The sequence below is a fragment of the Limibacter armeniacum genome (genome assembly GCF_036880985.1).
Classification (GTDB): domain Bacteria; phylum Bacteroidota; class Bacteroidia; order Cytophagales; family Flammeovirgaceae; genus Limibacter; species Limibacter armeniacum.
The window spans coordinates 1,357,021-1,378,576 of record NZ_JBAJNO010000008.1; the positions used below are offsets into that span (position 1 = coordinate 1,357,021).

Annotated in this window: 32 protein-coding genes; 27 read left to right on the forward strand and 5 right to left on the reverse strand. The window is 37.8% G+C overall.

Going from position 1 to position 21,556, the window contains the following annotated elements; translation table 11 throughout:
• Window positions 1-55: 55 nt before the first annotated feature.
• The 7 genes from V6R21_RS11505 to V6R21_RS11535 all read left to right on the forward strand — a co-directional run bounded on the left by V6R21_RS11505 (window position 56) and on the right by V6R21_RS11535 (window position 6,100).
• Window positions 56-1,381, forward strand: a complete 1,326-nt coding sequence (locus V6R21_RS11505; protein ID WP_334243756.1) for a RagB/SusD family nutrient uptake outer membrane protein — start codon at window positions 56-58, stop codon at window positions 1,379-1,381.
• Window positions 1,382-1,813: 432 nt separating this feature from the next.
• The gene (locus tag V6R21_RS11510; protein ID WP_334243757.1) at window positions 1,814-2,866 is read left to right on the forward strand and encodes a tyrosine-type recombinase/integrase; all 1,053 of its coding nucleotides are present in this window, start codon (window positions 1,814-1,816) and stop codon (window positions 2,864-2,866) included.
• A 210-nt stretch (window positions 2,867-3,076) separates the two neighbouring features.
• Complete coding sequence (locus V6R21_RS11515) at window positions 3,077-3,643, forward strand: hypothetical protein (protein WP_334243758.1); 567 nt, start codon at window positions 3,077-3,079, stop codon at window positions 3,641-3,643.
• 80 nt (window positions 3,644-3,723) lie between these two features.
• Window positions 3,724-4,164 carry a hypothetical protein gene (locus V6R21_RS11520; RefSeq protein WP_334243759.1) on the forward strand — a complete coding sequence of 147 codons (441 nt, stop codon included), beginning with the start codon at window positions 3,724-3,726 and terminating at the stop codon, window positions 4,162-4,164.
• A 266-nt stretch (window positions 4,165-4,430) separates the two neighbouring features.
• Window positions 4,431-4,841 carry a hypothetical protein gene (locus V6R21_RS11525; RefSeq protein WP_334243760.1) on the forward strand — a complete coding sequence of 137 codons (411 nt, stop codon included), beginning with the start codon at window positions 4,431-4,433 and terminating at the stop codon, window positions 4,839-4,841.
• Between the two features lie 138 nt (window positions 4,842-4,979).
• Window positions 4,980-5,363, forward strand: coding sequence for a hypothetical protein (locus V6R21_RS11530; RefSeq protein WP_334243761.1), 384 nt, complete (start codon window positions 4,980-4,982; stop codon window positions 5,361-5,363).
• A 110-nt stretch (window positions 5,364-5,473) separates the two neighbouring features.
• The gene (locus V6R21_RS11535; RefSeq protein ID WP_334243762.1) at window positions 5,474-6,100 is read left to right on the forward strand and encodes a hypothetical protein; all 627 of its coding nucleotides are present in this window, start codon (window positions 5,474-5,476) and stop codon (window positions 6,098-6,100) included.
• A 685-nt stretch (window positions 6,101-6,785) separates the two neighbouring features.
• Here V6R21_RS11535 and V6R21_RS11540 read toward each other — a convergent pair.
• Complete coding sequence (locus V6R21_RS11540) at window positions 6,786-6,929, reverse strand: hypothetical protein (protein ID WP_334243763.1); 144 nt, start codon at window positions 6,927-6,929, stop codon at window positions 6,786-6,788.
• 255 nt (window positions 6,930-7,184) lie between these two features.
• On the opposite strand from V6R21_RS11540, the gene V6R21_RS11545 reads away from it, so the two are divergent.
• The 6 genes from V6R21_RS11545 (at window position 7,185) to V6R21_RS11570 (ending at window position 11,717) form a co-directional block, all read left to right on the forward strand.
• Entirely contained in the window at window positions 7,185-7,937 is a 753-nt protein-coding gene (locus tag V6R21_RS11545; protein WP_334243764.1) for a DUF6985 domain-containing protein, read from the forward strand.
• Between the two features lie 181 nt (window positions 7,938-8,118).
• Window positions 8,119-8,808 carry a hypothetical protein gene (locus tag V6R21_RS11550; RefSeq protein WP_334243765.1) on the forward strand — a complete coding sequence of 230 codons (690 nt, stop codon included), beginning with the start codon at window positions 8,119-8,121 and terminating at the stop codon, window positions 8,806-8,808.
• 141 nt (window positions 8,809-8,949) lie between these two features.
• Entirely contained in the window at window positions 8,950-9,552 is a 603-nt protein-coding gene (locus V6R21_RS11555) for a hypothetical protein (RefSeq protein WP_334243766.1), read from the forward strand.
• Window positions 9,553-9,630: 78 nt separating this feature from the next.
• Window positions 9,631-10,122, forward strand: coding sequence for a hypothetical protein (locus tag V6R21_RS11560; RefSeq protein WP_334243767.1), 492 nt, complete (start codon window positions 9,631-9,633; stop codon window positions 10,120-10,122).
• 223 nt (window positions 10,123-10,345) lie between these two features.
• On the forward strand, window positions 10,346-10,840 hold the full coding sequence (locus tag V6R21_RS11565) for a hypothetical protein (RefSeq protein WP_334243768.1): 495 nt from the start codon (window positions 10,346-10,348) through the stop codon (window positions 10,838-10,840).
• 724 nt (window positions 10,841-11,564) lie between these two features.
• The gene (locus V6R21_RS11570; protein WP_334243769.1) at window positions 11,565-11,717 is read left to right on the forward strand and encodes a hypothetical protein; all 153 of its coding nucleotides are present in this window, start codon (window positions 11,565-11,567) and stop codon (window positions 11,715-11,717) included.
• Between the two features lie 70 nt (window positions 11,718-11,787).
• On the opposite strand, the gene V6R21_RS11575 is transcribed toward V6R21_RS11570, so the two are convergent.
• Window positions 11,788-12,291, reverse strand: coding sequence for a hypothetical protein (locus tag V6R21_RS11575; protein ID WP_334243770.1), 504 nt, complete (start codon window positions 12,289-12,291; stop codon window positions 11,788-11,790).
• 269 nt (window positions 12,292-12,560) lie between these two features.
• Here V6R21_RS11575 and V6R21_RS11580 point away from each other — a divergent pair, with 269 nt between their 5' ends.
• The 14 genes from V6R21_RS11580 (at window position 12,561) to V6R21_RS11645 (ending at window position 20,372) form a co-directional block, all read left to right on the forward strand.
• Complete coding sequence (locus tag V6R21_RS11580; RefSeq protein WP_334243771.1) at window positions 12,561-12,764, forward strand: hypothetical protein; 204 nt, start codon at window positions 12,561-12,563, stop codon at window positions 12,762-12,764.
• The gene (locus tag V6R21_RS11585) at window positions 12,761-13,012 is read left to right on the forward strand and encodes a helix-turn-helix transcriptional regulator (protein WP_334243772.1); all 252 of its coding nucleotides are present in this window, start codon (window positions 12,761-12,763) and stop codon (window positions 13,010-13,012) included. The genes V6R21_RS11580 and V6R21_RS11585 overlap by 4 nt, the downstream gene beginning before the upstream one ends.
• A 24-nt stretch (window positions 13,013-13,036) precedes the next feature.
• Window positions 13,037-13,312, forward strand: coding sequence for a hypothetical protein (locus V6R21_RS11590; RefSeq protein WP_334243773.1), 276 nt, complete (start codon window positions 13,037-13,039; stop codon window positions 13,310-13,312).
• 25 nt (window positions 13,313-13,337) lie between these two features.
• Window positions 13,338-13,994: a hypothetical protein gene (locus tag V6R21_RS11595; RefSeq protein WP_334243774.1), complete on the forward strand. Its 657-nt coding sequence runs from the start codon at window positions 13,338-13,340 to the stop codon at window positions 13,992-13,994.
• Window positions 13,991-14,926 (forward strand): PD-(D/E)XK nuclease-like domain-containing protein, encoded by a 936-nt coding sequence (locus tag V6R21_RS11600; RefSeq protein WP_334243775.1) that lies wholly within the window; start codon window positions 13,991-13,993, stop codon window positions 14,924-14,926. Before V6R21_RS11595 ends, V6R21_RS11600 begins: the two co-directional genes overlap by 4 nt.
• 143 nt (window positions 14,927-15,069) lie before the next feature.
• Entirely contained in the window at window positions 15,070-15,978 is a 909-nt protein-coding gene (locus tag V6R21_RS11605; protein WP_334243776.1) for a hypothetical protein, read from the forward strand.
• A gap of 106 nt (window positions 15,979-16,084) precedes the next feature.
• The gene (locus V6R21_RS11610; protein WP_334244926.1) at window positions 16,085-16,555 is read left to right on the forward strand and encodes a P-loop NTPase family protein; all 471 of its coding nucleotides are present in this window, start codon (window positions 16,085-16,087) and stop codon (window positions 16,553-16,555) included.
• Window positions 16,556-16,567: 12 nt separating this feature from the next.
• Entirely contained in the window at window positions 16,568-16,834 is a 267-nt protein-coding gene (locus V6R21_RS11615) for a hypothetical protein (protein ID WP_334243777.1), read from the forward strand.
• 21 nt (window positions 16,835-16,855) lie between these two features.
• Window positions 16,856-17,554 carry a phage regulatory protein/antirepressor Ant gene (locus V6R21_RS11620; RefSeq protein ID WP_334243778.1) on the forward strand — a complete coding sequence of 233 codons (699 nt, stop codon included), beginning with the start codon at window positions 16,856-16,858 and terminating at the stop codon, window positions 17,552-17,554.
• Complete coding sequence (locus V6R21_RS11625) at window positions 17,541-17,765, forward strand: hypothetical protein (protein ID WP_334243779.1); 225 nt, start codon at window positions 17,541-17,543, stop codon at window positions 17,763-17,765. Before V6R21_RS11620 ends, V6R21_RS11625 begins: the two co-directional genes overlap by 14 nt.
• Window positions 17,762-18,484: a DNA cytosine methyltransferase gene (locus tag V6R21_RS11630; RefSeq protein ID WP_334243780.1), complete on the forward strand. Its 723-nt coding sequence runs from the start codon at window positions 17,762-17,764 to the stop codon at window positions 18,482-18,484. Before V6R21_RS11625 ends, V6R21_RS11630 begins: the two co-directional genes overlap by 4 nt.
• Window positions 18,484-18,678, forward strand: coding sequence for a hypothetical protein (locus V6R21_RS11635; RefSeq protein WP_334243781.1), 195 nt, complete (start codon window positions 18,484-18,486; stop codon window positions 18,676-18,678). The genes V6R21_RS11630 and V6R21_RS11635 overlap by 1 nt, the downstream gene beginning before the upstream one ends.
• Before the next feature lie 538 nt (window positions 18,679-19,216).
• Entirely contained in the window at window positions 19,217-19,471 is a 255-nt protein-coding gene (locus V6R21_RS11640) for a hypothetical protein (RefSeq protein WP_334243782.1), read from the forward strand.
• A 271-nt stretch (window positions 19,472-19,742) separates the two neighbouring features.
• Entirely contained in the window at window positions 19,743-20,372 is a 630-nt protein-coding gene (locus V6R21_RS11645; protein WP_334243783.1) for a hypothetical protein, read from the forward strand.
• A 64-nt stretch (window positions 20,373-20,436) separates the two neighbouring features.
• On the opposite strand, the gene V6R21_RS11650 is transcribed toward V6R21_RS11645, so the two are convergent.
• The 3 genes from V6R21_RS11650 to V6R21_RS11660 all read right to left on the reverse strand — a co-directional run bounded on the left by V6R21_RS11650 (window position 20,437) and on the right by V6R21_RS11660 (window position 21,513).
• Window positions 20,437-20,667 carry a hypothetical protein gene (locus V6R21_RS11650; RefSeq protein WP_334243784.1) on the reverse strand — a complete coding sequence of 77 codons (231 nt, stop codon included), beginning with the start codon at window positions 20,665-20,667 and terminating at the stop codon, window positions 20,437-20,439.
• Between the two features lie 13 nt (window positions 20,668-20,680).
• Window positions 20,681-21,088, reverse strand: coding sequence for a DUF5675 family protein (locus V6R21_RS11655; RefSeq protein ID WP_334243785.1), 408 nt, complete (start codon window positions 21,086-21,088; stop codon window positions 20,681-20,683).
• A gap of 179 nt (window positions 21,089-21,267) precedes the next feature.
• The gene (locus V6R21_RS11660; protein WP_334243786.1) at window positions 21,268-21,513 is read right to left on the reverse strand and encodes a hypothetical protein; all 246 of its coding nucleotides are present in this window, start codon (window positions 21,511-21,513) and stop codon (window positions 21,268-21,270) included.
• Window positions 21,514-21,556: the final 43 nt, after the last annotated feature.

Sequence of the window (21,556 nt, forward strand, 5' to 3'; positions counted from 1 at the left end):
GCAATTGGAAAGAGCCGTTGATTTAAAGTTTTTAAACCTAAATTGGAAAATACTGATGTTAAGAAAATATATAACGATTGGCCTGATGGCTGGGGCTTTGATTGCTTTTCAAAGCTGTACAATTGATGAAGCAGTTGACTTGAATAACCCAAGTGTAAACGATGTCCTGAGTGATCCTACAGTAGCTGAGTTGAATAACTTGGTAGTAGGAGTGATGGCAAGCATGAGAGAAGATGTGGGAGTGCATGTTACTGCGATGGGAACTATTGCCAGAGAGTTCTACATCTTTGATGCTGACCCAAGAAATACGGAAGATTTGCTTGGAAAAGATGGTGTGAGCTTGGATAACAACTCTTTCTACAGCACTGCAAGTTTTGCTAGCAGGTATCAGGTAGTCAAGTTGGCGAATATCATTTTGGAAGCAGTAGAGGAGGCAACAGTACTTTCAGAAGAGCAAAAGAATGGCTATAGAGGCTTTGCCAATACAGTGAAAGCGCATGAGCTGCTAATGGTATTGAACCAGTTATATGATAACGGAATCAGAATTGATGTATCAGACCCTCTTAACCTAGGAGGTTTTGTCACTAGAGCTGAAGCCGAGAAGCATATTGCAGACCTGTTGGATACAGGAGCTACCCAACTGACTAGTGCAGGTAGTGATTTTGCTTTTACCCTGACATCAGGTTATGCAGGTTTTGATAAGCCTGCAACTTTCAGAACGTTCAATAGGGCAGTGGCAGCTAGAGTGGCATTGTACAGAGGTGAGTATGATGACGTACTCAATATCATGGATGAGTCATTTATGGATATGTCAGCTGACTTGTCTATTGGGCCCAAACACGTGTTCAGTACACAAGGTGGTGATATGCTGAACCCATTATTCAAAGTTCCTGGACAGAATGGAGACCAGATTGTGGTTCATGAGAGCTTTGTAGAAGATGCAGAGATGGGTGATATGAGAGTGGCCAAGAAAACCATTCTTAGAACGGATCCTACAGTGCAGGATAACCTGACAGGTTCATATTCTACAGCATTGTTTACATCAGCAACAGCACCAATGGACATTATCCGTAATGAAGAACTTCTCTTAATCAAGGCAGAGGCATATATTCAATTGAGTATGTTTGATGAGGCAATTGAGTTGATTGATGTTGTACGGACAAAAGCGGGCTTAACTCAGTATAGTGGTGAGAAGACCAAAGATGCCATGGTAGACCAGATTTTGTACGAAAGAAGATATTCGCTGTGGGGAGAATACGGCCACCGTATGATCGACTTAAGAAGATATGGAAAGCTCAATAGCAATGAATTGCCATTGGATAGGGCGAAAGACCAAATCTTTACACAATTCCCAATTCCTTTAACAGAGAACCAAGGGTAATAGTTGATCCAATTGTTACTGAGCGGACATCAAGGAATTACCCTTGGTGTCCGTTTTTTATTTGTAACCAATTAACTGCCATTCACTTTCAGGATTTCACTTAAAAGACCTTATATTTGAAGTCTGTCAAAAGCAAAATTCGAACTAACTAATATGAATTGATAAGTTAAAAGCAGTAGCCAATAGCACACTGCACTATTTTAACTACACAAAATCTCATCATTCTACAGCTCATTGTTGAACTATGAAATAACAGAAACTTATGAACAAAGTATCCTCTATACCCCTCCATTAACATAACCTCCTTTTTTAATATCCTAAGAGCTTATTTTGCCTTGTTTAATTTTACTATATTATACACAATTGGGACTAATTTTATACGGGGACGTCCCTAATATGTCCCTATTTTTTTGACAACTAACAGTGTATAATATGAGTGTTAAAGTAAGATTGAAGAAGATCTCAGGTGGAAGGTCTCACCTTTACTTGGATATTTCAAAAGATGGCTACAGAAAAAAAGACTATCTGAAGCTGTACACTTTTGACAACCCGAAAGACCAGGAAGAACGTAGGCACAACAAGCAGGTGAAGGAGCTGGCCAGACAGTACGCACTTGACAGGGAGCGGCAGATGGTCACCGTGCAGCGGGGTGGTGTCATTGAGTCGAATATGACATTTGATAAAGTATACCAGCTTCGCATTTCCTTTGTCAGCAACCAGAATACCCTTAACAACTACCAGTACATGTTTGAGGCAGCGCAGCGTCTTGGTATAGACAAGATAAGTATTAGTCATATAGACCGCTATACCTGTGAGCGACTGATGAAGCTGTTGTCTGAAAGCCTGAAGGAGAGCACAGCAAACGAGCGATACAACAAGTTCAGTACTGTGATGAATTATGCAGTAAAGGAAGGAATCATAGGCTCAAATCCTGCCACTTTTATAGAGAAGAAAAAGGTCGAGGAAAAGGATATCAGATACCTTGAAGAGTCCGAGCTGAAGCAACTTGCTTCGGTTAAGCCAGATGGGGAAGAGGTAGAAGTAATGAGGGCGTTCTTGTTCAGTTGCTACACTGGATTAAGAATCAGTGATATCAGGCGACTGGATTGGAGCATGATTGAAGGGGACAGACTTACAATGGTACAGAAGAAAACAACAGATAGAGTTTACCTGCCTTTGAACAGTACAGCATTAAGACTACTAGGGGAGCGTAAGCATGGAAAAGTGTTTTCGGATAATCTTACTACATCACGGATTGATTGGCATTTAAAGAAACTTGCAACAAAGGCAGGTCTCTCCAAATCAATCAGTTTTCATGTTGCCCGTCATACTTTTGCAACTTGGTTAATCACACGTGGGGTTGATATCTATACGGTTCAGCAATTGATGGGACATAAAAATATAAATTCAACTATGAGATATGCGAAAGTGATTAGTGAGAAGAAAAGACAGAGTGTTGAGAGGTTACCAGATATATTACAGTAGATACTGTTTAGATATTAAATCTTTTTGAAACTTATTATAGAATTTAAATATATGTTATGATGAAAATTTGAACAAAATCAAGAATCCACTAGATTAAAGTAGTTTTTGACACAGTGCATATATCAACCATGGTGCTTTTACCCCCTGATTTTACGGAATATATATCACTGTGCACTATATACAATTGTTAGCTATCAATAGAACAAAATTATGGGAGTAAACCTAATTGCTATTTTCCCTTACACTCAATTGAATGAAAAGTTGGATGAGCTGATTGGAAAAATTGAGAAACAAGAGTATTATTCCATAAAAGAATATTATGAAGCAACTCTATCCGAAGGGTTTCCCGAATTACCTGATTTTGGTTCACAATGGTATCTTGACGATATAAAAATAAGAGAACGACCAAAGTTACCTGACATTAATGCTGCTATTGAATTGTCTAAAGGCTTAGTTATGCGGTTCGGAGAAAGTGGTTTTGAAATATGGAGTTTGATAAGAGCTTTTTTAGCGATAAAATTTTATCCAAAAATTGGACAAAAACTATGTGAAGTTTATAAAGAAATTGGAAATGAATTTGGAGCAAATGAATGTTGGATTATGGGCGACGATAATCCAATATACCATTCCTTTTTAAAAGGTCAGGATTTTGCAACCATAGCCAGAGAAGTTTCCGAAAAAAATGAATTAAATGAACTTTATAGAGAAATAAATGAAGGAGAATACGCTGGTAGCTATGAAATTAAAGGATACTATAAATTGAAAATAAGAGAATAGCTAACAATTTGTATAGTTCATATGCTCCCTGCGGGAAGCAAACGAACCATACAAGAGGCGTTGTGCTTAATAGAAGACGAATGACAAAGGTATTAAAGTTTATAACTGTTGGACTCTGGATTTTAATCCTAATAATTTGGATTGGAGATTTGTGGGTTGGTATTCCAACAGACGTTTCTGACGATGTTACTCGAGGAATCGTTGAACCAATGCGAACAGACATGGACAATGCGATTCAAACAAGAAGAATAATATCGGTTCTTATTTTAATTCCTGCCTTGACTGTTTTCGGATTGATAATTTATGGTATACAAAAAAAGAAAAATCACCTGTTTTATATCGGAATGACATTGACTATTATACCAATACTAACAATTGGAATACTTGGTCTGATTCAAGAATCTGAAATGCCATACAAAAATGTAGTACTGTTGATTCTCTGTACTCCTCTAATATTTGGACTGATAAAAGGACTAAAAGAAATACACGAATACAGAAAATTAAAACTTGAAAATAAATAAAACTATGCACAACACTGTATATAGCAAATAGGGCGTTCTGTGGTTAACGAAAGTTTAAACCTATTTACAAACACCACCAAATCGTTGATTTGGCTCAGTACAAACTTGATACTTTATCTGGATCTTGTGCCCTACTTGCCATATACTAATCATTATATTTAATTCCTTACCAATAATTTATATAGAAATTGAATTTTTATGAACTAACCGCACTAAGAGATAAAGATGCTATTGTATTACAAGCTAGTAAGATTAATGGCTTTACTATGTACAAGACGTTATTCGAACAGTCTAAAATCCTAGATGAAACTCCTCTTAAAGTTATTAAAGGTTATATAGAATATGATATAGTTGAAATTTATGGAGTAGGATCTCATTTTTTAATAAGTAATAGGGTTCTTGAAATACTTCGAAGGAATGAAATAAAAGGATACAGTATTTTAGAGCCATTATGTGATGAATTAAAAGGTAGTTATTATTGGTTTATAGTTAATGGAAAAGCAGGGCCAATTATTAATAACATCGATAACTCAAAAAAACTTGAATTTGACATAAATACGTGGGATGGGTCAGATTTCTTTAACCTAGACGGCACCCTCTTGAATGTTTGCACTGACAAGGTTGCTGAAATTCTTGAAAATGAAAACATTTCAAATATTGAGATAAGGCTTTTATAGTTGATTTCTTCATTCATCGAATAATTAAAAGAAAAACATAACATCGGTTATAGGTGCATTTCGAGACGTTACGGTCGACTAGACCTTTGCCGGCACACATGCACTATAGTTTAGTCATTGTAGTTAAATAAATGAGTTTTGAATGTTACCAAGAATACTTTAACAATAGCATTGTTTGTGCTATTTATTTCAGCTAATAAGCCTGTTAATATTCAAGGTTGTTATTCTGGAGGATATTTTGATACTAGTTACCTATATCAATTTATTGATGGTGAATTTAAATTGTCAGTAGTCGGACATGGAGGACCTTATAATGTAAAGGGGTTTTATGAAGTTGTAGCAGATACATTAGTCTTGTTCAAAGTAGAAAATAGAAGAGTAAGAGGAAGAGAAAAAATGCTTATAGATGGAGATTCATGTATCATAGATCTAAGAACTTATCGGGATTTTTGTAAAATTGAATTAGATCAAGATTCTACTTTTACGGAGCACTCTTCTAGAAAACGAAAAATAAAAAAATAACTACAACATCGGTTATAGGTGCATTTCGAGACGTTACGGTCGAGCCGACCTTTGCCAGAACACACACACTATACTAGGTGTTATAGATAAACAAGAATAGAGAATATTAAATGGCTAACAAGGTTATTAAAATATTACTAATTGGATTAATTGTCTTACTTATAGCCTTCTTAGGCTTCAAGTATAGCTGGCGGCTATTTGATGATAAAGACGAATTGATAACATTTTCACTTAGAGTAGAAAATACAAAAAATATTCCTGACAGCTTAATGGATATCTACACTACAGTTTATCCACATCATATCAATAAATCAACAATACAAGAAATAGTAATTGGATACGGTAGTAATATATTAGCTGGTGTTGTAAAAGATTACGATAATTGTTTTTGCGACGAGATAATTCGTGATGAACTATTTGGATATAAAAAATACCCAAAAGCTCTTATTAGAAGATTTCAGTCATTACGCCTGTCGTTTGGACTCGAATCTCTTGTAGAAGAAAATAAGTGCTTAAATTACTATCTAATAAAGGAATACGAAGAAGTAAATCGTAATAATTCAAGTTATGCTTATACATGGGCAAATAAAACGATATTCGAACTTACAAAGTTAGAATTTATTGAATTTTTGGCTATAAGAAATGCACCTAGGTATTATAACAAATTTCTTAACAAGGATAATTATAACCGAAGTATGAACTTCATTGAAAATAAAATAAAAAATGCCAGCCTATAATCGAGTAGACGCCGTGAGCCATAAGCTTACAGTATTTCTCCTCAATAATATAATACTACCATAAGTCTTATACGAAAATTTCAGAGCTAGACCCTTAGGGTTTGGCTTTTTTGTTTTATGATATGGTCTTGAAATATCACATCCGTTTCCAACCTACCCAGTAGAACTTTACTTCCTGACTGATAACACATGTGTGGTCAAATTACCAAGTGCTTTATAGTGGAAAGAAATTAACTTCTAAAATTCTAATTTGATAACTGTCTGTAATTTAGTGATAAAGGAAAAATGCAATCTTAAATACACACATATGTACAATGAACAATTTGAATAAAATCAAGAATCGATTAGATTAAAAGACTTTTTGATACAGTGCGAATATCAACCATGATGCTTTTACCCCCTGATTTTACGGGCTATATACCACTGTGCACTATATTCAATTGTTATAAGCTATTCGGAAAGTCCTGCGTTTTGGTGGAGAGGTGGCTAGCAAGGAGGTAAGTAATGGCATCCGCAAAGTGGTTTTTAAGTAAAATATACAACTTAGCTTTTTCTGTGCCAGACCCAAAGGGTTTGGTTTTTTACTTTCCGCCTGAATCCTTGAGAAAACGTGTTTTCGGAAAGCGGAAGGTAGCAGGTAAAAAAAGCTGATAACCTGTCAGCGTATGCAGAAAAGCTAACGCAATTAAAGGACAAAAACCACCTTACGCCGATAAATGAATAGCATCTCCTTAGCAGAAGAGTAGCTCCAAAACTGGTTTCGTGCCGGCTTGTACATTGGAGAAACGGCCGATAGTTTAGCCAAAGCCTCAAACACTATCCGTTTCATTTTTTAATACTCCCTTCTAGCGTAAAGAAAAAGCCGGATCGAACAAAGTAGCAGGAGCAGGAATTCCCGACGGTACCTGTTTTACTTTCACACACTGTGCCTCACCAAAGAAACGCTGTAAAACAGCTTATAACATGTGCTATCAGTTTATTAAATCTTGGATTAGTACTATATTGAGAAGGATCAAGCTTGAACAAACGATAGCTTGGTGTTGTGTGTAACATTTAGAAATCAATACTAATAGGCTCTTTAAACATGGAAAAATTCACTTTTGTTGGTGATTGGGAGTTCAAACTTAAACTAGATTTACTGTCGAGTGATCAAATCGATTGTAGAATAAATGATGTTAAGGACGAAAACCCAAATCCTGAAATAGAACAGATCAACTCAGTTAACTATCTAATTTCAAATCAAGGTGAAATATTGACAGGGATTTGTCAAGCTCTTAAAGAAAAATTCATCCCTACATTTAACTCGTTAGTTGATGATGATCAAGAGCAAATCCCAACAAATCAGAACGATAAAGAACTTTACGATAAGGAATTATACCCCGGAAGAATTATTATTTCGAATATATATAAAGACAACTATGCATATGTACTGCTTTCGTTTGGTTCTACACAAATAGACCCAGAACATGGCATTAGTTTTATTTTTCACAAGAACAGATACGTTGGATCTGATGACGATTTTAAGGAAGCACATGAAGAATTAGGATTTAATTACAAAAAAATCCTTCAAGATATAAGTGCTAAAAATCAAGCTCAATTCGATAATAAGGATTACAACTTTCATGAACCTAAATCAGAAAGTGTCACTTTAAAACCATGGCAAATACAGGAGAATAGAATTTACCCTTATAGGCTTCTTCAAACTAACCAACCCGAAAAATTCATTGATTTCATGGAAAACAAAGGGATTCATTTAGAGTTAGATATTTCATCTTTGAAAAACGTTGCCGAAAATCAAGGTCTTAAAAAAGTATCTGATTTTTTAGAAAACATGTAAAATACACACAACAAGGGCTATGATACCATGTCGTGTCAGTGGGTTACGGTAGGTTTGTGGTTACTTACAAGCCCCGCGAATTCAAAGAATTCGCTACTTAGATAAACGAAACAGAATACGAACTTAAACACGCCACGGTGCATAGCCAGAGCGTTGCCTACAATACAAAAGATCGAAACAGATGAAATATTTTTTAGCTTTAATACCAGTTTTGTTATTCATTTCTTGCATGAATAGCTCAAATAATAAGGACGAACAGAAAATAGTTAAATCAGTTGCAGAACCTGTAAAAAGTACTAATGAAAAAGTTGAAGTCAATTCATTAGAAAATGAAGAGATTTCCTTAGAATCTTGGGCAGATTTAATTAAAAATGCTCCAGAAAATAGTAAATCAGAGTTTTATTTAAAGGATTTTAAAATTGGAAATTTAATTTGTCTGGATTCTACGAAATTTGGAGAAGAAATTCGTAGAATTTATTTATTAGAATCTTCATATTTATTAAGTGTAAAACCCAATATTGGAAAATTCTATCCATGCATAATTTATGGACAACAATATGACTGTGATCAAATTACAAATTTTTTAGCTTTAACAATGATTGACTCTACTTTTAAATCTTTAGGTCAAATTGAATTTATTTCAGGATTTGGAAACGATTGGGAAGGCAGTTGGGATTATAGGGGCATAATCAGGGATTCTACATTATTAATAAAGCGCATTGACGATGTTGAATGTTTGGATGAAGAAGGAAATCCAATTGAAGGCTATTCTCATCTTGAAATTGATGAAAAGTATAAATTAAATATAGATGGTAGTATTCAGAATATAAGTAATGATACCATAAACAAAAAGTACTGTAGGCAACAATAAATATACGTAATGCGGGGTGATTTTGTGAATTTGAACATTAAAGCATTTAATAAACAATGTATCGGTTTGACAGTGGAGTGCCTTGAAATCCCGAACTACGCATATTCGAGCCGTTGTAAATCATAAAACTAAATACCAAATATGAAAAAATTTGTGGTTAATAAAGTTTTAAAAGGAAGCGCTTACTCATCCTATTCAATTGTTTATTCTCCTTTGATTATAGGAGTATTATTATTTTTCTTTCAGGGAGTTGTTTTTAAACAGAGTAGTAAGTTTCCTTTGATTGTTCATTTTTTTCCTTTTCCTTTTTTACTATTTCAAGTTATATGGATGGAGACTGTATCAGATGAATTACTATTTAAAGTTAAAGATTATTCGTCCTTAAAAGTTAGTCGGATGAAAAAACTGTTTAAAATATCAAAGTGGGCTTTATTAGTATTGTCGATTCAGATAAGTCTGATTTTTTTGTTAATGACAGGAGGTGCAATGACTAATTTAAATCAAAATCCAGTAATAAAATACCTATTAATATTTGTGTTCATAACTCTAATATTACTGATGCTACTATCCTATTATACTTTTTACTCAGGGAGTAGATATATAGGAAAGTTGCTGTCTGAAATAGAATCATCCTTTTATGATATTCCTTCTAAAAATACACGAATTCATTTAACATCTGTAAAAGGACTTTTTCCATGGGGATATATAAAAACACATGAACGGATTAAACGAATAATAGAATAAAAAGACTTACAACATCACCTAAAAAGTATTGAAACGCTTTTTAGCCAAACCCTTAGCTGTAATTAGTATAATATACAAATGAATAAAATTGTTTTAATATTTCTTTTTGCTTGCATATCATGTCAAAAAAAAGATAGTCTTGCCCATAATGAATATGGAGATTCAATAATTAAAAGTTCTGAAAAATTTTCTATTGAAAAGAATTTGTTATTAAGACTAGAGCCAATTGAATTTAATGGAGATACTCTGCAAAAAGGGGAGACTAGAAAAATTAATATTTCTCTTGAAAATGGTGATATGCTAGAAGAATTAGCAAATTATGAAAATCTTAGTTTAGATGTTCAAATTAAAACAGGAAATAATTGTTGTAGACAAATTAAGAACAATATATATGAATATGAATTGATAAATAATCATTCAGCTGATATTTATGTTGTAGGTAATAAGGATACAGACGCTTCTTTGGAAAAGAAAGAGTTAAGCTTTGAAATCACTTATCATTTTGAAAATAAAAAAGGTAATTCATATGATACAACAATGATGACGTATTATGAATATTATGTGAAATGAAAACATAGCTAACAAAGGCTGAAAAAGCATAGCGTTATTGATGAAATTGCTAGGTTGTTGCGTGTAAGAAAGCCCGTCACAGATTGAAAAAAATTCAAAATACTTGTGGCTATTTAGCAGACGGAAGGTAAGTTCTTTGAAATGCTTTTTAGTCGAGTCGTTTACTGTATACCGAGCATTATTGACATTATTAATGAATCCTACAAAATGGTTACTCGAATACATGAATCCGTATCTTGACATGATACCTGATCGGTTCAAGGAGAAAGAGATTCAAGGTGATTACTCATCAGCAACGATAAGCATTTCACATCCAGTTGAGATAGAAAGTAAACTGAGAATAGATAGCAAAAAGGGAATCATTTTAATTCAGTACAAGGAAATCACTACAACCTATCACTGCAATATTTTTAACTATAGAAAGCAAATATCAAAAGTGTGGGAGGATACAGTAAGATTGATTCACGTTGATAAAACAGAATTAAAAAAAACTACTTTAAGTGTTAATCAATATGTGTTGACTTTCTGTGAACCAAGTACAGGCATCATTCTGGAAATTGAAACAATGAAAAGGAGAATTGGCTGGGGCGAAATTTATAAAGTCTTCCCAACCAAAGAAAGTGCAATTAAATATGCTGAATTGTTAATTCGTAACAGAGACATCGAATGTACGCTTCTAGATAGTCAATATCAATACTTGCAGAGCATTGCAAGATAGTAGAAGTACTATCGCCAACAATATATATAAATCATGCAAGTGGAATTCCATTCAGGAGTTGTCAAGTCTAGATAACTCTAACAATCTTATAAATATCTTGAAATCGAAAATTCCCAAAGAAGGTGAAGATAAGGGTGATGCAGTTTTCTTTAGTTCAACAGGTGAAATGATTGAAAAGAACATTTGATCTCAATGAACTACGTGAAACAGAACATGAACTTTTCTGGTGTGCACTAGAGAAGGGTTGGGAGAAATTATCTAATCAAGGTTCAGACTATTCAACACTTAACCCTGACAGATTACAGGAACTACTTAATTTGGATAAATGAAATAGGGAATCCTAGTGATATCAATTTTTGGACTTTTACAGGTTCAGTCTTGTTCAAATTGTAGGGACAAAGTATTCAGTGTAATTGTCGAGCAACATTCTATTGTCCTATTTGAGCATGGGAATGAATTGGAGTTCCTTTATCAGGAACATTAGCAGGTATATAAAGATAAGCTATTCTGAGCCACCCCTTAAAGGGGTGGCTTTTCCATTGTCATTAATGTTAAAAAAATAAACAATTCGTGTTTTAATCTACCTTTTAGTCGATTTTGTAAGGTTTTTATCTTGTTTTGTCGAATTTTACATCTGAAAATGTTTAAAATATTGACATTTTATTTAGGTGTTTGTACTTTGCTAATGCTTAATCTTGTATCAATTCTATTTTTTTAACCAATAATGAGTAAAATAAGCCCTAAAGAGATTGACCAGCTGTTCCATGATTATATCGGTACTCGAGAATTTGAAGGACAGACACCAAAAGCAAGGCAAGCTGCCTTTTTGATGTACCAGAACAATAGGAACAAAGCGAGAAAACCTAAAGCAAAGTAATATGTTGTCTGTCAAGAAATGAAAAAGCCCCTCATCACTGAAGGGCTTTTCTTATATATTAATGTCTCTTCTAAGAGCTTTTCTCCTTCAGTAGCTCTATAATCATTTCCTTGTCTTGTATGGTCTTCTTGAGGTACTTGTTTTCTTCTTCAAGGCTTTTAGCTTCCGATTCTAGTAGCTTTACTTTGAATCTCAGTTCTCCAAGCTCTTCCTCTTTTTTTACACACTCCTCACAAGCTCCTACTTTCCTTGGCTGGATAGACAGCCCACTTCTTACCATTTCCCCAATACCAGTTGCCAACCATTCTGGATTATAGTTAGGGTACTGCTCCAGGATAGGTTTCATAAACTCAGCAGGGAGGAAGTCCTCTTTTGAGTTCAATGCATCTGTAACATCTTGAGCTTCCTTTCCTATTTTCTTGGCAAACATCATGATAGTGATGTTCTCATTGGATAGAAGCTGATCTATGCTATTCTTATACACTGGAAGGTTTGCTATCTCAGGAGGGTTCTTGAGCATATTGCCTTGACCTGTAAGGAGCCAATTTGCATCATACTGTGGAAAATTATCCATTATATTTTGAAGCCACTTTGCTTGTATGTCTGAATTGTTCCTTAAAGCTTTGCTGATCATACCTTGGCTACAGCCAATTTTCTGCTCAAAAGATCTTGCGCTTATCCCCTCATTTTCAATGAGTTTACCTATTCTGTTTATAATCATATGAAAAAAAACGTGAACAATTATCCACGAAAATTTGATGATGTGGATAATTATTTCCAAATTTGTAATGAAGTAAGCGCAATACAAGCGCATGAAGTAAAACGGTAAACGAATGTAAAACTATGGCTGTAATTATCAAAGAAAAACCTGACACGAGGCTTAACCTGACAGTAGCTAGAAGTTTCCATGAAATGGTCAAGGAAAAGGCTAAGGCAAGAAACCTTACAATGACCGATTACATCTATGAACTGGTTGTGACGGATAACCGTCCGCCAAGGTGTTCTAAGCTATCAACATCACAAATTACAGAAACATCCCAATCATGATAGACGAGAGATGCATGACAGCTCCACAGTTGGCCGAGGCATTAGGTCGAAGTGTGGGGAGTGTCTACCAATTAAAGCATAAGGGAGTAATTCCTTTTTACACAGCAGGTGGTCCAAAGCAAACAAGGTACGACCTAGAAGAAGTCAAGACAGCTTTATCCAATCATTACAGACAGTACAGGGGAGAGTGTATATCTGAGATGAGGGCAGAGGCTGAGTTTCAAAACCGCAAAAGACAAATGCAGTAGTATAACACTGTAGAAAATCACTTTATGATAGTCACAACCGTCGAACTGACCGCAAGCATTTGCGGAGCAGAATGGGATCTTATTGCCGATTGTGTAATAGAACATGGCGAGCCTGAAGTAACCTATTATGCTGATGGTTCAGGACATCCCGGATGTGGTCCCGATATAACAATTGAGATGCTGAAAGGTCGTCCGGTGTGGCTACCTGAGGGCATGATGATGAACATTACAGGACTGGCTCAAAGGTGTGGCACACTGGAGGAGCTGGAACATACAATCCTTGAGGAATACCTCGACTAAGCTGAAATACTAAACCCAATCACTGATGGACTACTACGACGAAAAAGATAACAGGGCATTACGCATGTTTTCTGTCATCCCGCTTATGCTGGTGCTGGCAGGCATCGCATACTATTTACTATTCACATTCACAGATTTAATCTTTTTAAATATGAAAGAGCAAAACAACACCCCAGAGCAAAAGAATGAGCTGCAAGAAATTAGAAGTGAAGCTAATCAAGTAGCAGCTACCAAAATCAATTTGGATAATCAGGTAAAGGCAGACCTGACCAATGCAGATGATGTACTGCAAACCATGCAGGACGCTGAAGCCGCACCGCTCAATATGTCGGGTGACGTCTGGAACCCAACCTCAATGAATGAGTCAAGACGCCTGATGTTTATGGGCCATGACTTCTGCACCTTCGAGTCCAAATACGGAAACAAGGATGTACTGACACTTCCCTATGTACAGTTTGCGGAAGCCTATGTGGACAGCACACAGAAGACCCAGATCAGAATTGTTTCCACAGCAAGGGCAAGCATTGTCAACTTCTTTCTGCAATACAACAAGAAGGCGAATACTATCACTGGCTACAGGCAACCCCAAAAGTCCGCATGGCTTGTGACCTATCAAGGCGTCATAGTCAAGGGTGACAAGAATATCCACAACTACAGCATTAACCCACTTGTAATCAAATGACACAAAAACAAGACTATTACAGCATCAAAGACAGGGTGAGCAATAGCTCCCTGTCTTACCTGAAACAAAGCCCGATGCACTTCAAGGCATTCCTTGATGGTGATCTGGACAAGGATACTAACCCTATGAACTTTGGCAGATACCTGCATGAGAAAGTGCTGGAGCCCCATAAGGTGGACAAGCGATGGGCGGTAAAGCAGGATGGCAGGACAAAGGTTGGCAAGGCAGCAAACGCTGAAGCCTTGGAAGCTGGCTTGCAGCTGATCAGTCAGGATGAAGCCGACAAGGCTAAGGATTTGGCTGAGTCACTCAGTAAATGTGATACACTGGATTACCATCTCAACTTTTTCAGGAAAGATACACTACTGGAGCATGAAATCTTCTTTGAGATGGAAGGTGTGCCCTGCAAGTCCAAGCTGGATATGGTGGTGAAAGGGAAGTTTGTACTAGACCTCAAGACTGCTGCCAGCGCCAAGCCTGAAGAGTTCAAGCGTAAAGCCACATTCGCCTATGATTATGACCGTCAGGCAGCATTTTACAAGGCTGCTGCTGAAGCTGCAGGACTGTGGGAAGAGGGAATGAAATTCTATTTCCTCGCAGTGGAAAAAGAGCCGCCTTATGCCTGGTCATTGATTGAGGTGGATGATACCATCCTCAAACGTGGCGAGCGAAAGTACAAGGAGCTGCTGGAACTTTACAAGGAATGCAAAGCGAAGAATGAGTGGCCCGGTTACGGTGCTGACCTGTGGGAAGATGAGACTGAAAGAGAAATGACGTTTGAGGCTACTCCCGTAAGTGCTGCGGATATTTCTATGAGTGAGATGATGCAGATGTTAGGCATGCCTCAAAAATCGAATAACGTAGCGTACACGAAGCCCCGTTATCGCCTATCCAAAAAATTAGGAGAATGGGCAGCTACTCCCATCAGCTAAGGTAACCATCTCCCCTTCATTTCGAGAGGTCAGGTCGTTAGCTGTAAATCGAAAAATCGCAATCTGTAACAAAAACAATGGGGCAAATAGGTTCCCGAGTCTACCTGCCCCATAGATCATTAAATTCTAACTGGATAACTGATATGTGTGTCAATCGAGTTCCCAAGAATGGCAATTACACCATTCTGGACAATTTATTCATCTATGATCAAAACCTATCCTATAAGGAAGTAGGGATTCTGGTGTATTGCCTTTCACGCCCGAACGACTGGGTGTTCTCCATCAAGGAGATTGCCAGCCACTCAAGGGACGGCATAGACGCAGTAAGGACGGGCATTGCCAACCTTGTGAAATTCGGCTATGCCAAGAAGGTCAAGAAGCGTGATGCGAACGGGCAGTACACCCGAGAATCATGGGACTTCAATGAAAGACCTGCGTTGGATTTGCCATGTATGGATAATCCACATATGGATAAGCCAAGTATGGATAATCCTGAATTGGAAAATCCTACGCAGGAAAATCCAACCCTACTAAATACTGATATACTAAATACTGAAAGTATAGAGAGAGAAGAGCGCGCGCGAGTGAAATCCGATTTTCCAAAAGCAAACAGGGTCCCTCTCTCTTCAAGCCAAAACCCTCTGCCGAAAAAGTCTACCCCCCAGTTGCGCAGCACCCCCCTTCAGGATGCCAGCTACTCTGTGGACGGTCAGCCGGTGGAAGACATCGTGGCCTACTTCAAGGACAAGTACAACCTGCTGCATCACCGACTTTCCGACAGGTGCGAAGGAGACATTGGACGGGACAAGGCATTGGCAGCATTTGCAGAGGACAGGTTGCAAAAGAGCTGGAAGGATGACAACCACCTGAGGGCAGACATCAATCGCTTCATCGATCATTTCAAATTCGACAAACATGAAACAGCTAAGAGATCTGGCAGCACTGCAGCATGCAAAGGCAATGCTTGGCAAACAGAGGAAGAGTACTGGAGCAAGCGAAACAGGCAAGCCAAGCCAAGAGGCATCAGGGCCATTAACGGCTCAGCAGGTTAAAGAAAGGGAAAGGCAGTATGCCCGAAAGTGCTGGTGGAACATGTGCCTTGAAGCTGAAAAGCTGTATGGGCAACTGGATGACTGGACAAAGGAGCTCTATGGCATGATGACCGCCTACAGTCTTGGGTATAAAACCCTCTGTGAGCAGTACAGTATCGACCCCAGCAAAGGACTGCTGCTGTCAGGAGCGCCAGGTATCGGCAAGACCAGTGTCATGAAGCACTTCCGGCAGCGTTTCAACGGCTTCAATGCCAAGCTCTACTACTGCCACGATATCCGGATGGAAGCCATGTCCAATGACAGCTTCACGGAGGGTTACCGAAAAAAGCAACACATGATCTTTGATGACTTTGGCTTGGAAGGCGAAATAAAGCGGTATGGCAACACGATCATGCCCATGAACGACATCATCTACTTCCGACATCGAGTGTTCAAGGAAAACGGCTTTAAAAGTCATTTCACCACCAACCTCTCCATGGAGGAAATCAGGGAACGGTATGACTTCAGAATGGTAGACCGCCTGAGTGAAATGGTCAACATCGTACCACTGGACCAAACAGAATCTTACAGGAAATAACCCACAAAACCGATGATCACACGCAAGATCGAAATACAGGAAAAAGACCTCTTTGTCAAAAGGACCTTCTGGAACAATGAGATCAGAGGCAGAGCCTACTACTACGTGGTAGCAATTGACAAGGAGCTAGTGACCTGCCGCAATACAGTCACAGGACTGAGCCGGGAGTTTTTCCGGGATAGCCTAGAAAAACAAAAGAATGGACTCAAGCGGGTTGGTGGAAAGAAGCTTACGGAAATCCTTTTGGGTCACTGGGAAGAAGCAGTGGCAAATGTTTAAACCTTCAATCAAAAAGTAACGATGCAACTACAACAAATCAATCACGAACAAAAGATGTCAAGCCGTGAGATTGCGGAACTGACAGGTAAACAGCATAAGGATGTCATGAAAGCCATCCGAAATATGGAGCCTGCATGGCAAAAAATCAACGGGCGCAAATTTGCGCTCGGGTCCTATGCCGATGCTCAAGGTCAAAGAAGACCAGAATATCAGCTCAACAAAACCGAGTCCCTTTATGTGGCAACCAAGTTCAATGATGAGGCTAGAGCCCATCTGGTACTGAGATGGGAACAGCTGGAGCGGAAAGCACAACCTGCCAATCTATCCAGATATGAGATCCTGAAGCTGGCCATGCAGGCAGAAGAGGAAAAACAGCTACTACAGACAGAAGTCAAATTGCTCAGCCCAAAGGCTGACTACCATGACAAGGTTTTGCAATCCAAGTCAACCTACGTCACAACCCAGATAGCCAAGGAACTAGGCATGTCAGCTGTGACCCTAAACAGGAAGCTACATGACTTGGAGATTCAGCACAAGAGCAATGGCACATGGGTGCTTTATGCCAAGTACCAGAACAGAGGCTACACCAAAACCACGACTACAGTCATACAACGCTCCAATGGTGAGAATGAAACCCGCATGACCACCGTCTGGACAGAGAAAGGCAGGAAGTTTATTCACGCACTGTTCGCTCAAGCAAACCTCTATGCGCAAGGCTGACACCTCAACACTCCTGACAGACCTTGCCTTGGCTGAAATGCTTGAGGTAGTCAACCCAGCTACAGGCGAGGTCAACACAGGAACATGGAAACACTTCAGAAACGCTTATATCAAAAACAACTGGAACCTGTACAATGCCTTTGTCATGCTTATGATCGAGCGGAAAAATACAGGGTGCATCAGGTTTCAGGAAAAGACCTATCAGAAATGACACATGGAAGCTTATTCTCAGGAATTGGAGGGTTTGAACTTGGGGCGATGCTGGCAGGCATCAGGACAGTATGGAGTTGTGAAATAGAACCTTTTCAAAGAGCAGTACTCAAAGAAAGATTTAACTCAACAAAGCAATACGATGACATCACAAAACTTAGCTACCCGGAAAAAGTCGACATCATCAGCGGAGGATTTCCTTGCCAGGACATCTCAATTGCTGGAAAAGGTAAAGGAATTACAGGAAAACGTAGTGGACTATGGTCCGAAATGTATCGCATTATTGGGGAAGTACGACCCAAGTACGTCATCATTGAGAACAGTCCAATGCTCACTGTTCGGGGATTCGAACGAGTGCTTGCGGACCTTTCCAAAATCGGGTATGATGCGGAATGGCAATGTCTATCAGGTACAACATTTGGAATTCAACAGGGTAGGCAACGAATCTATTGTATTGCCTACTCCAGTGAAGAGCTGTCAGAATGCAGCAGCAAAACACAGGTATTTCGGAAGTTCAACGTATCGGGGCAATTATCACGAATATATCCGGGATGGAAAAACAGACGGGATATACCCCAACCCCGTACCTATGGAAAGTCTAATGACCTTCCCAATCAACTGGACAGAGTTGGCTCACTCGGAAATGCAGTGATGCCCGTTGTGGCATGGTACCTATTCTTTTGCATAACAATGCACCATAAAATGAAAACCAATAACTGATGAGAACATTCCTATTCGAAACATCAAAAGGCGAAATACTTGAATTCCCCGCCAACAATCTTGAGCAAGCAGAAAACAGAGTCAAGGCATTGAAGATTGAAGCCAAATACAAGGCTTACAAAAGAAAGACTGTCCCATTCTATGCGGATTGGGAAGACACAAAGAGTAAGAGACACAGATCAATTAAAAACTAGATAGATATAACCATGAAAAAATCAGGCTTTCAATTAAGATTAGATAACGCAATGGAAACGCATAGAAAAAAACATAAAGAAAGGATTAAAAAGAACTATTCGAATAGGATGTGTATAACTGGAATTCTTAGTGGGATATCAGTGCTAATTTCTCTGTTAATGGTGTTTGGCTATTGTCGGTGTGTGTACAAGTTTGTCAATTGTGACTTTGAACCAAGCTATAAAGCTGAAGTCCTCTATGGTATTGGTAGTGTCACTGGCTTAGGGGCTATAATCGGATACTTTGATATTGAAGATAAATAGCTGTGGCTCGAAACAGATCATAAATCTACAACTATATCTAACCGGGCAGGTTTCTCACCTGCCCATTAAACAAAACGCAGATGGGTGAAATCAAGCCAGAATTGCTTCACGGAAAATTTTAAGAAGCAATTAAAGAGATGTTCAAATATGAATCATTTGAAGTAGTAGTTGTACAATATGAATCAATGATGATAGTTTAATAAATGTATACTTTTTTAAGAGGAAATAGAAAGTGATGACTGATGTAAGACCATTTAAGAATTCCCACTATCACAATGTAATTAAACCAGCTTTTGCACGAATCAAGGAATTAGGTTGGGAGTATCATTATAAACCATGGTTAGAAGAGCGACATTGTGCGTTGAAACATGGAGTAATGTTAGAAGCTGATACTGTTCCTGAACTTTGTGAGAAGGTTGAGAACTTTGTCCCAATAGCTGAAAGAACAGAGTTAATTGAGAAGGGAAACAACTTTAACGAACCATTTTAAATGAATAGCCCCACCATATAAAGTGGGGCTTTTTTATTTCAATGATTTGGATTATTTCTATATTAGAAGTGTTTTTATACAATTTTTTATCTAAATCATTTTTATGTTCAATCTACCCATGATCACTATCCCCGCAGAGAAGTGTCCTGAAGTGTATTTTTGACTCAGAGGAGATTAATAAAATATTGTGAGGTTCATTCTCCCTCAAGACTTATGATTTATTTTATTAGTAAATTTAGTCTAACATCAACTATTTAGCTAAACCCAAACAATGATTACAGAAACAGAACTAAAGAACAAATACCACTCAAAAGAGGAGTTAGAAGCTCTAAAGCTACAAGCCGAAATTGATGAAATCAAAAAGCCTTTTTATAAGAAGGCTACCTTTTTGTCACTTATTTCATCCACTTTATTTGCTGCCCTCACAATTATTTCAACAATCGTATATAATAATTCTACTCAGAAAAAAGAGGTTGAAGCTAAGCTTTTGGAGTTGACAACAAAGCAACTAGAGTTAAAAGAAGACTCACTTGAAACTAAAATAGCTATACTTGAAAAGGAGTACGCTCATAAAAGACAAGAGCTCGAAAATAGTTATTTGAAGAAAGAGGAAGAGTTAAAAGTGGAATACTTTAAAAAATTGAAGGATATCGAATATACACTAGCAGATATACAAAAAGATTATCTAAATAATTACACTGATGGGTTTGTTTCAACTTATGTAGATAAGAGGATCACAACTCAAGGAGTATTGGATAATTATCTACCAAAAGATAAACAGCTCGGTTTTAAGAAATGGTTAAAGGGTGCTATAGGATACTCAATTAAGAGGTCTAATGAAAGAGCTTTTGAACAACTTAAAAAAAGAGTTGATTTAGAAGAGTTTAAATTAAAACAGTAAAAACATAGTACAGACCCCGGCAAAACCGGGGCTTTTTTATGCTTCAATACAAACCCATTATCAATCAATTCTTAGATTCTAGCATCTTCTCAAACATATGCTGAATCTGCTTATCTTTTTCCTGATTGCGCTTATCAAGTCTAATTACTGCAAGAATAAGGGCTGTATCCAACGTCAATTTTCCTACAAAAGCGGTTAATCCTTCAAACTCTGCTACTGGCACTTGCAATAGGTCCATATTGGCAAACAGCGGAACAGAGAGTAGCATCATCTTACTTACGATTGTGTTATTCATAGCTGGTTACTTTTTAAATGATTTGTAGTTGCCATTCTTGCTGACCAATACTGTCCCATAGAGTTTTGCAGGTTTTAGTGGAGTTGGCAACGTCTTTCCTGTTGTCTCGGTTAATATCCACATGCTTATCACCCAGCAGCACACAGCCTTGGATATGGGTGTAGTAGTTGCCCGGATGGATCAGGATAAAGGTACGTCCAGGTACTCCCGTGATTTCAAAGTGCCAGCCTCGTTTCTCTGTTTTTCGTGGAGTTACTGTGTAAGTGCCCCTCGGAATGCAGCTGATGTTTCTTTGGTTGCTCTTGTCTGACAACTCCAGTGTACAGGCTTCCATCAGTTGGTCAATGCCATTGTAAACATGTAGACGGCCAAGTGTCTGTACACCATCATCTTGCAAGCGTGTAAGTATCCCTTTGATCATTTTGTATAATTGCTTAGTCGTTTGAAAGAATTTATAAATAAAAAAAGCTATATTTAGAAAGGACATAACGATTAAACATATACGCTATGAGTCGTGGAAAATTCATAGGTAAAAACTCATTTTGATTGATAGGGACAACACCTTCTGCACTTTGTAGTAAGGTGTTTTTTTTTGCTCTATTAGCTACCAATCAGCAGCTGGTATTGCTCAGGTGTGATCTTGCCCAATACCAATGCAATGGCAGCCAGAGCGGTGACTACAGTTGTAATCAGCTGTACCCAGTCCGTCTGACCTTCCTTGGTCAAGCCTTTGGAGCTTCGTACAACATCAGGAACTACAACAGATAGGAGCGGTAACCCACCCATTACACCGTTGCCGAATGAGATCAGCGCTTTGCCGAACTTCGTCTCTTTAAATGGTTTCATTATAAAACTGTTTAAACGATTAAGAAAATATATTAACTTTAAG

Excerpts from the sequence above, each read along its gene's own strand:
- V6R21_RS11505 (WP_334243756.1), top strand. The coding sequence starts at position 56 with ATGTTAAGAAAATATATAACGATTGGCCTGATGGCTGGGGCTTTGATT.
- V6R21_RS11510 (WP_334243757.1), top strand. The coding sequence starts at position 1,814 with ATGAGTGTTAAAGTAAGATTGAAGAAGATCTCAGGTGGAAGGTCTCAC.
- V6R21_RS11515 (WP_334243758.1), top strand. The coding sequence starts at position 3,077 with ATGGGAGTAAACCTAATTGCTATTTTCCCTTACACTCAATTGAATGAA.
- V6R21_RS11520 (WP_334243759.1), top strand. The coding sequence starts at position 3,724 with ATGACAAAGGTATTAAAGTTTATAACTGTTGGACTCTGGATTTTAATC.
- V6R21_RS11525 (WP_334243760.1), top strand. The coding sequence starts at position 4,431 with ATGTACAAGACGTTATTCGAACAGTCTAAAATCCTAGATGAAACTCCT.
- V6R21_RS11535 (WP_334243762.1), top strand. The coding sequence starts at position 5,474 with ATGGCTAACAAGGTTATTAAAATATTACTAATTGGATTAATTGTCTTA.
- V6R21_RS11540 (WP_334243763.1), bottom strand. The coding sequence starts at position 6,929 with ATGAAACGGATAGTGTTTGAGGCTTTGGCTAAACTATCGGCCGTTTCT.
- V6R21_RS11545 (WP_334243764.1), top strand. The coding sequence starts at position 7,185 with ATGGAAAAATTCACTTTTGTTGGTGATTGGGAGTTCAAACTTAAACTA.
- V6R21_RS11550 (WP_334243765.1), top strand. The coding sequence starts at position 8,119 with ATGAAATATTTTTTAGCTTTAATACCAGTTTTGTTATTCATTTCTTGC.
- V6R21_RS11555 (WP_334243766.1), top strand. The coding sequence starts at position 8,950 with ATGAAAAAATTTGTGGTTAATAAAGTTTTAAAAGGAAGCGCTTACTCA.
- V6R21_RS11560 (WP_334243767.1), top strand. The coding sequence starts at position 9,631 with ATGAATAAAATTGTTTTAATATTTCTTTTTGCTTGCATATCATGTCAA.
- V6R21_RS11565 (WP_334243768.1), top strand. The coding sequence starts at position 10,346 with ATGAATCCGTATCTTGACATGATACCTGATCGGTTCAAGGAGAAAGAG.
- V6R21_RS11570 (WP_334243769.1), top strand. The coding sequence starts at position 11,565 with ATGAGTAAAATAAGCCCTAAAGAGATTGACCAGCTGTTCCATGATTAT.
- V6R21_RS11575 (WP_334243770.1), bottom strand. The coding sequence starts at position 12,291 with ATGGATAATTTTCCACAGTATGATGCAAATTGGCTCCTTACAGGTCAA.
- V6R21_RS11580 (WP_334243771.1), top strand. The coding sequence starts at position 12,561 with ATGGCTGTAATTATCAAAGAAAAACCTGACACGAGGCTTAACCTGACA.
- V6R21_RS11585 (WP_334243772.1), top strand. The coding sequence starts at position 12,761 with ATGATAGACGAGAGATGCATGACAGCTCCACAGTTGGCCGAGGCATTA.
- V6R21_RS11590 (WP_334243773.1), top strand. The coding sequence starts at position 13,037 with ATGATAGTCACAACCGTCGAACTGACCGCAAGCATTTGCGGAGCAGAA.
- V6R21_RS11595 (WP_334243774.1), top strand. The coding sequence starts at position 13,338 with ATGGACTACTACGACGAAAAAGATAACAGGGCATTACGCATGTTTTCT.
- V6R21_RS11600 (WP_334243775.1), top strand. The coding sequence starts at position 13,991 with ATGACACAAAAACAAGACTATTACAGCATCAAAGACAGGGTGAGCAAT.
- V6R21_RS11605 (WP_334243776.1), top strand. The coding sequence starts at position 15,070 with ATGTGTGTCAATCGAGTTCCCAAGAATGGCAATTACACCATTCTGGAC.
- V6R21_RS11610 (WP_334244926.1), top strand. The coding sequence starts at position 16,085 with ATGACCGCCTACAGTCTTGGGTATAAAACCCTCTGTGAGCAGTACAGT.
- V6R21_RS11615 (WP_334243777.1), top strand. The coding sequence starts at position 16,568 with ATGATCACACGCAAGATCGAAATACAGGAAAAAGACCTCTTTGTCAAA.
- V6R21_RS11620 (WP_334243778.1), top strand. The coding sequence starts at position 16,856 with ATGCAACTACAACAAATCAATCACGAACAAAAGATGTCAAGCCGTGAG.
- V6R21_RS11625 (WP_334243779.1), top strand. The coding sequence starts at position 17,541 with ATGCGCAAGGCTGACACCTCAACACTCCTGACAGACCTTGCCTTGGCT.
- V6R21_RS11630 (WP_334243780.1), top strand. The coding sequence starts at position 17,762 with ATGACACATGGAAGCTTATTCTCAGGAATTGGAGGGTTTGAACTTGGG.
- V6R21_RS11635 (WP_334243781.1), top strand. The coding sequence starts at position 18,484 with ATGAGAACATTCCTATTCGAAACATCAAAAGGCGAAATACTTGAATTC.
- V6R21_RS11640 (WP_334243782.1), top strand. The coding sequence starts at position 19,217 with ATGACTGATGTAAGACCATTTAAGAATTCCCACTATCACAATGTAATT.
- V6R21_RS11645 (WP_334243783.1), top strand. The coding sequence starts at position 19,743 with ATGATTACAGAAACAGAACTAAAGAACAAATACCACTCAAAAGAGGAG.
- V6R21_RS11650 (WP_334243784.1), bottom strand. The coding sequence starts at position 20,667 with ATGAATAACACAATCGTAAGTAAGATGATGCTACTCTCTGTTCCGCTG.
- V6R21_RS11655 (WP_334243785.1), bottom strand. The coding sequence starts at position 21,088 with ATGATCAAAGGGATACTTACACGCTTGCAAGATGATGGTGTACAGACA.
- V6R21_RS11660 (WP_334243786.1), bottom strand. The coding sequence starts at position 21,513 with ATGAAACCATTTAAAGAGACGAAGTTCGGCAAAGCGCTGATCTCATTC.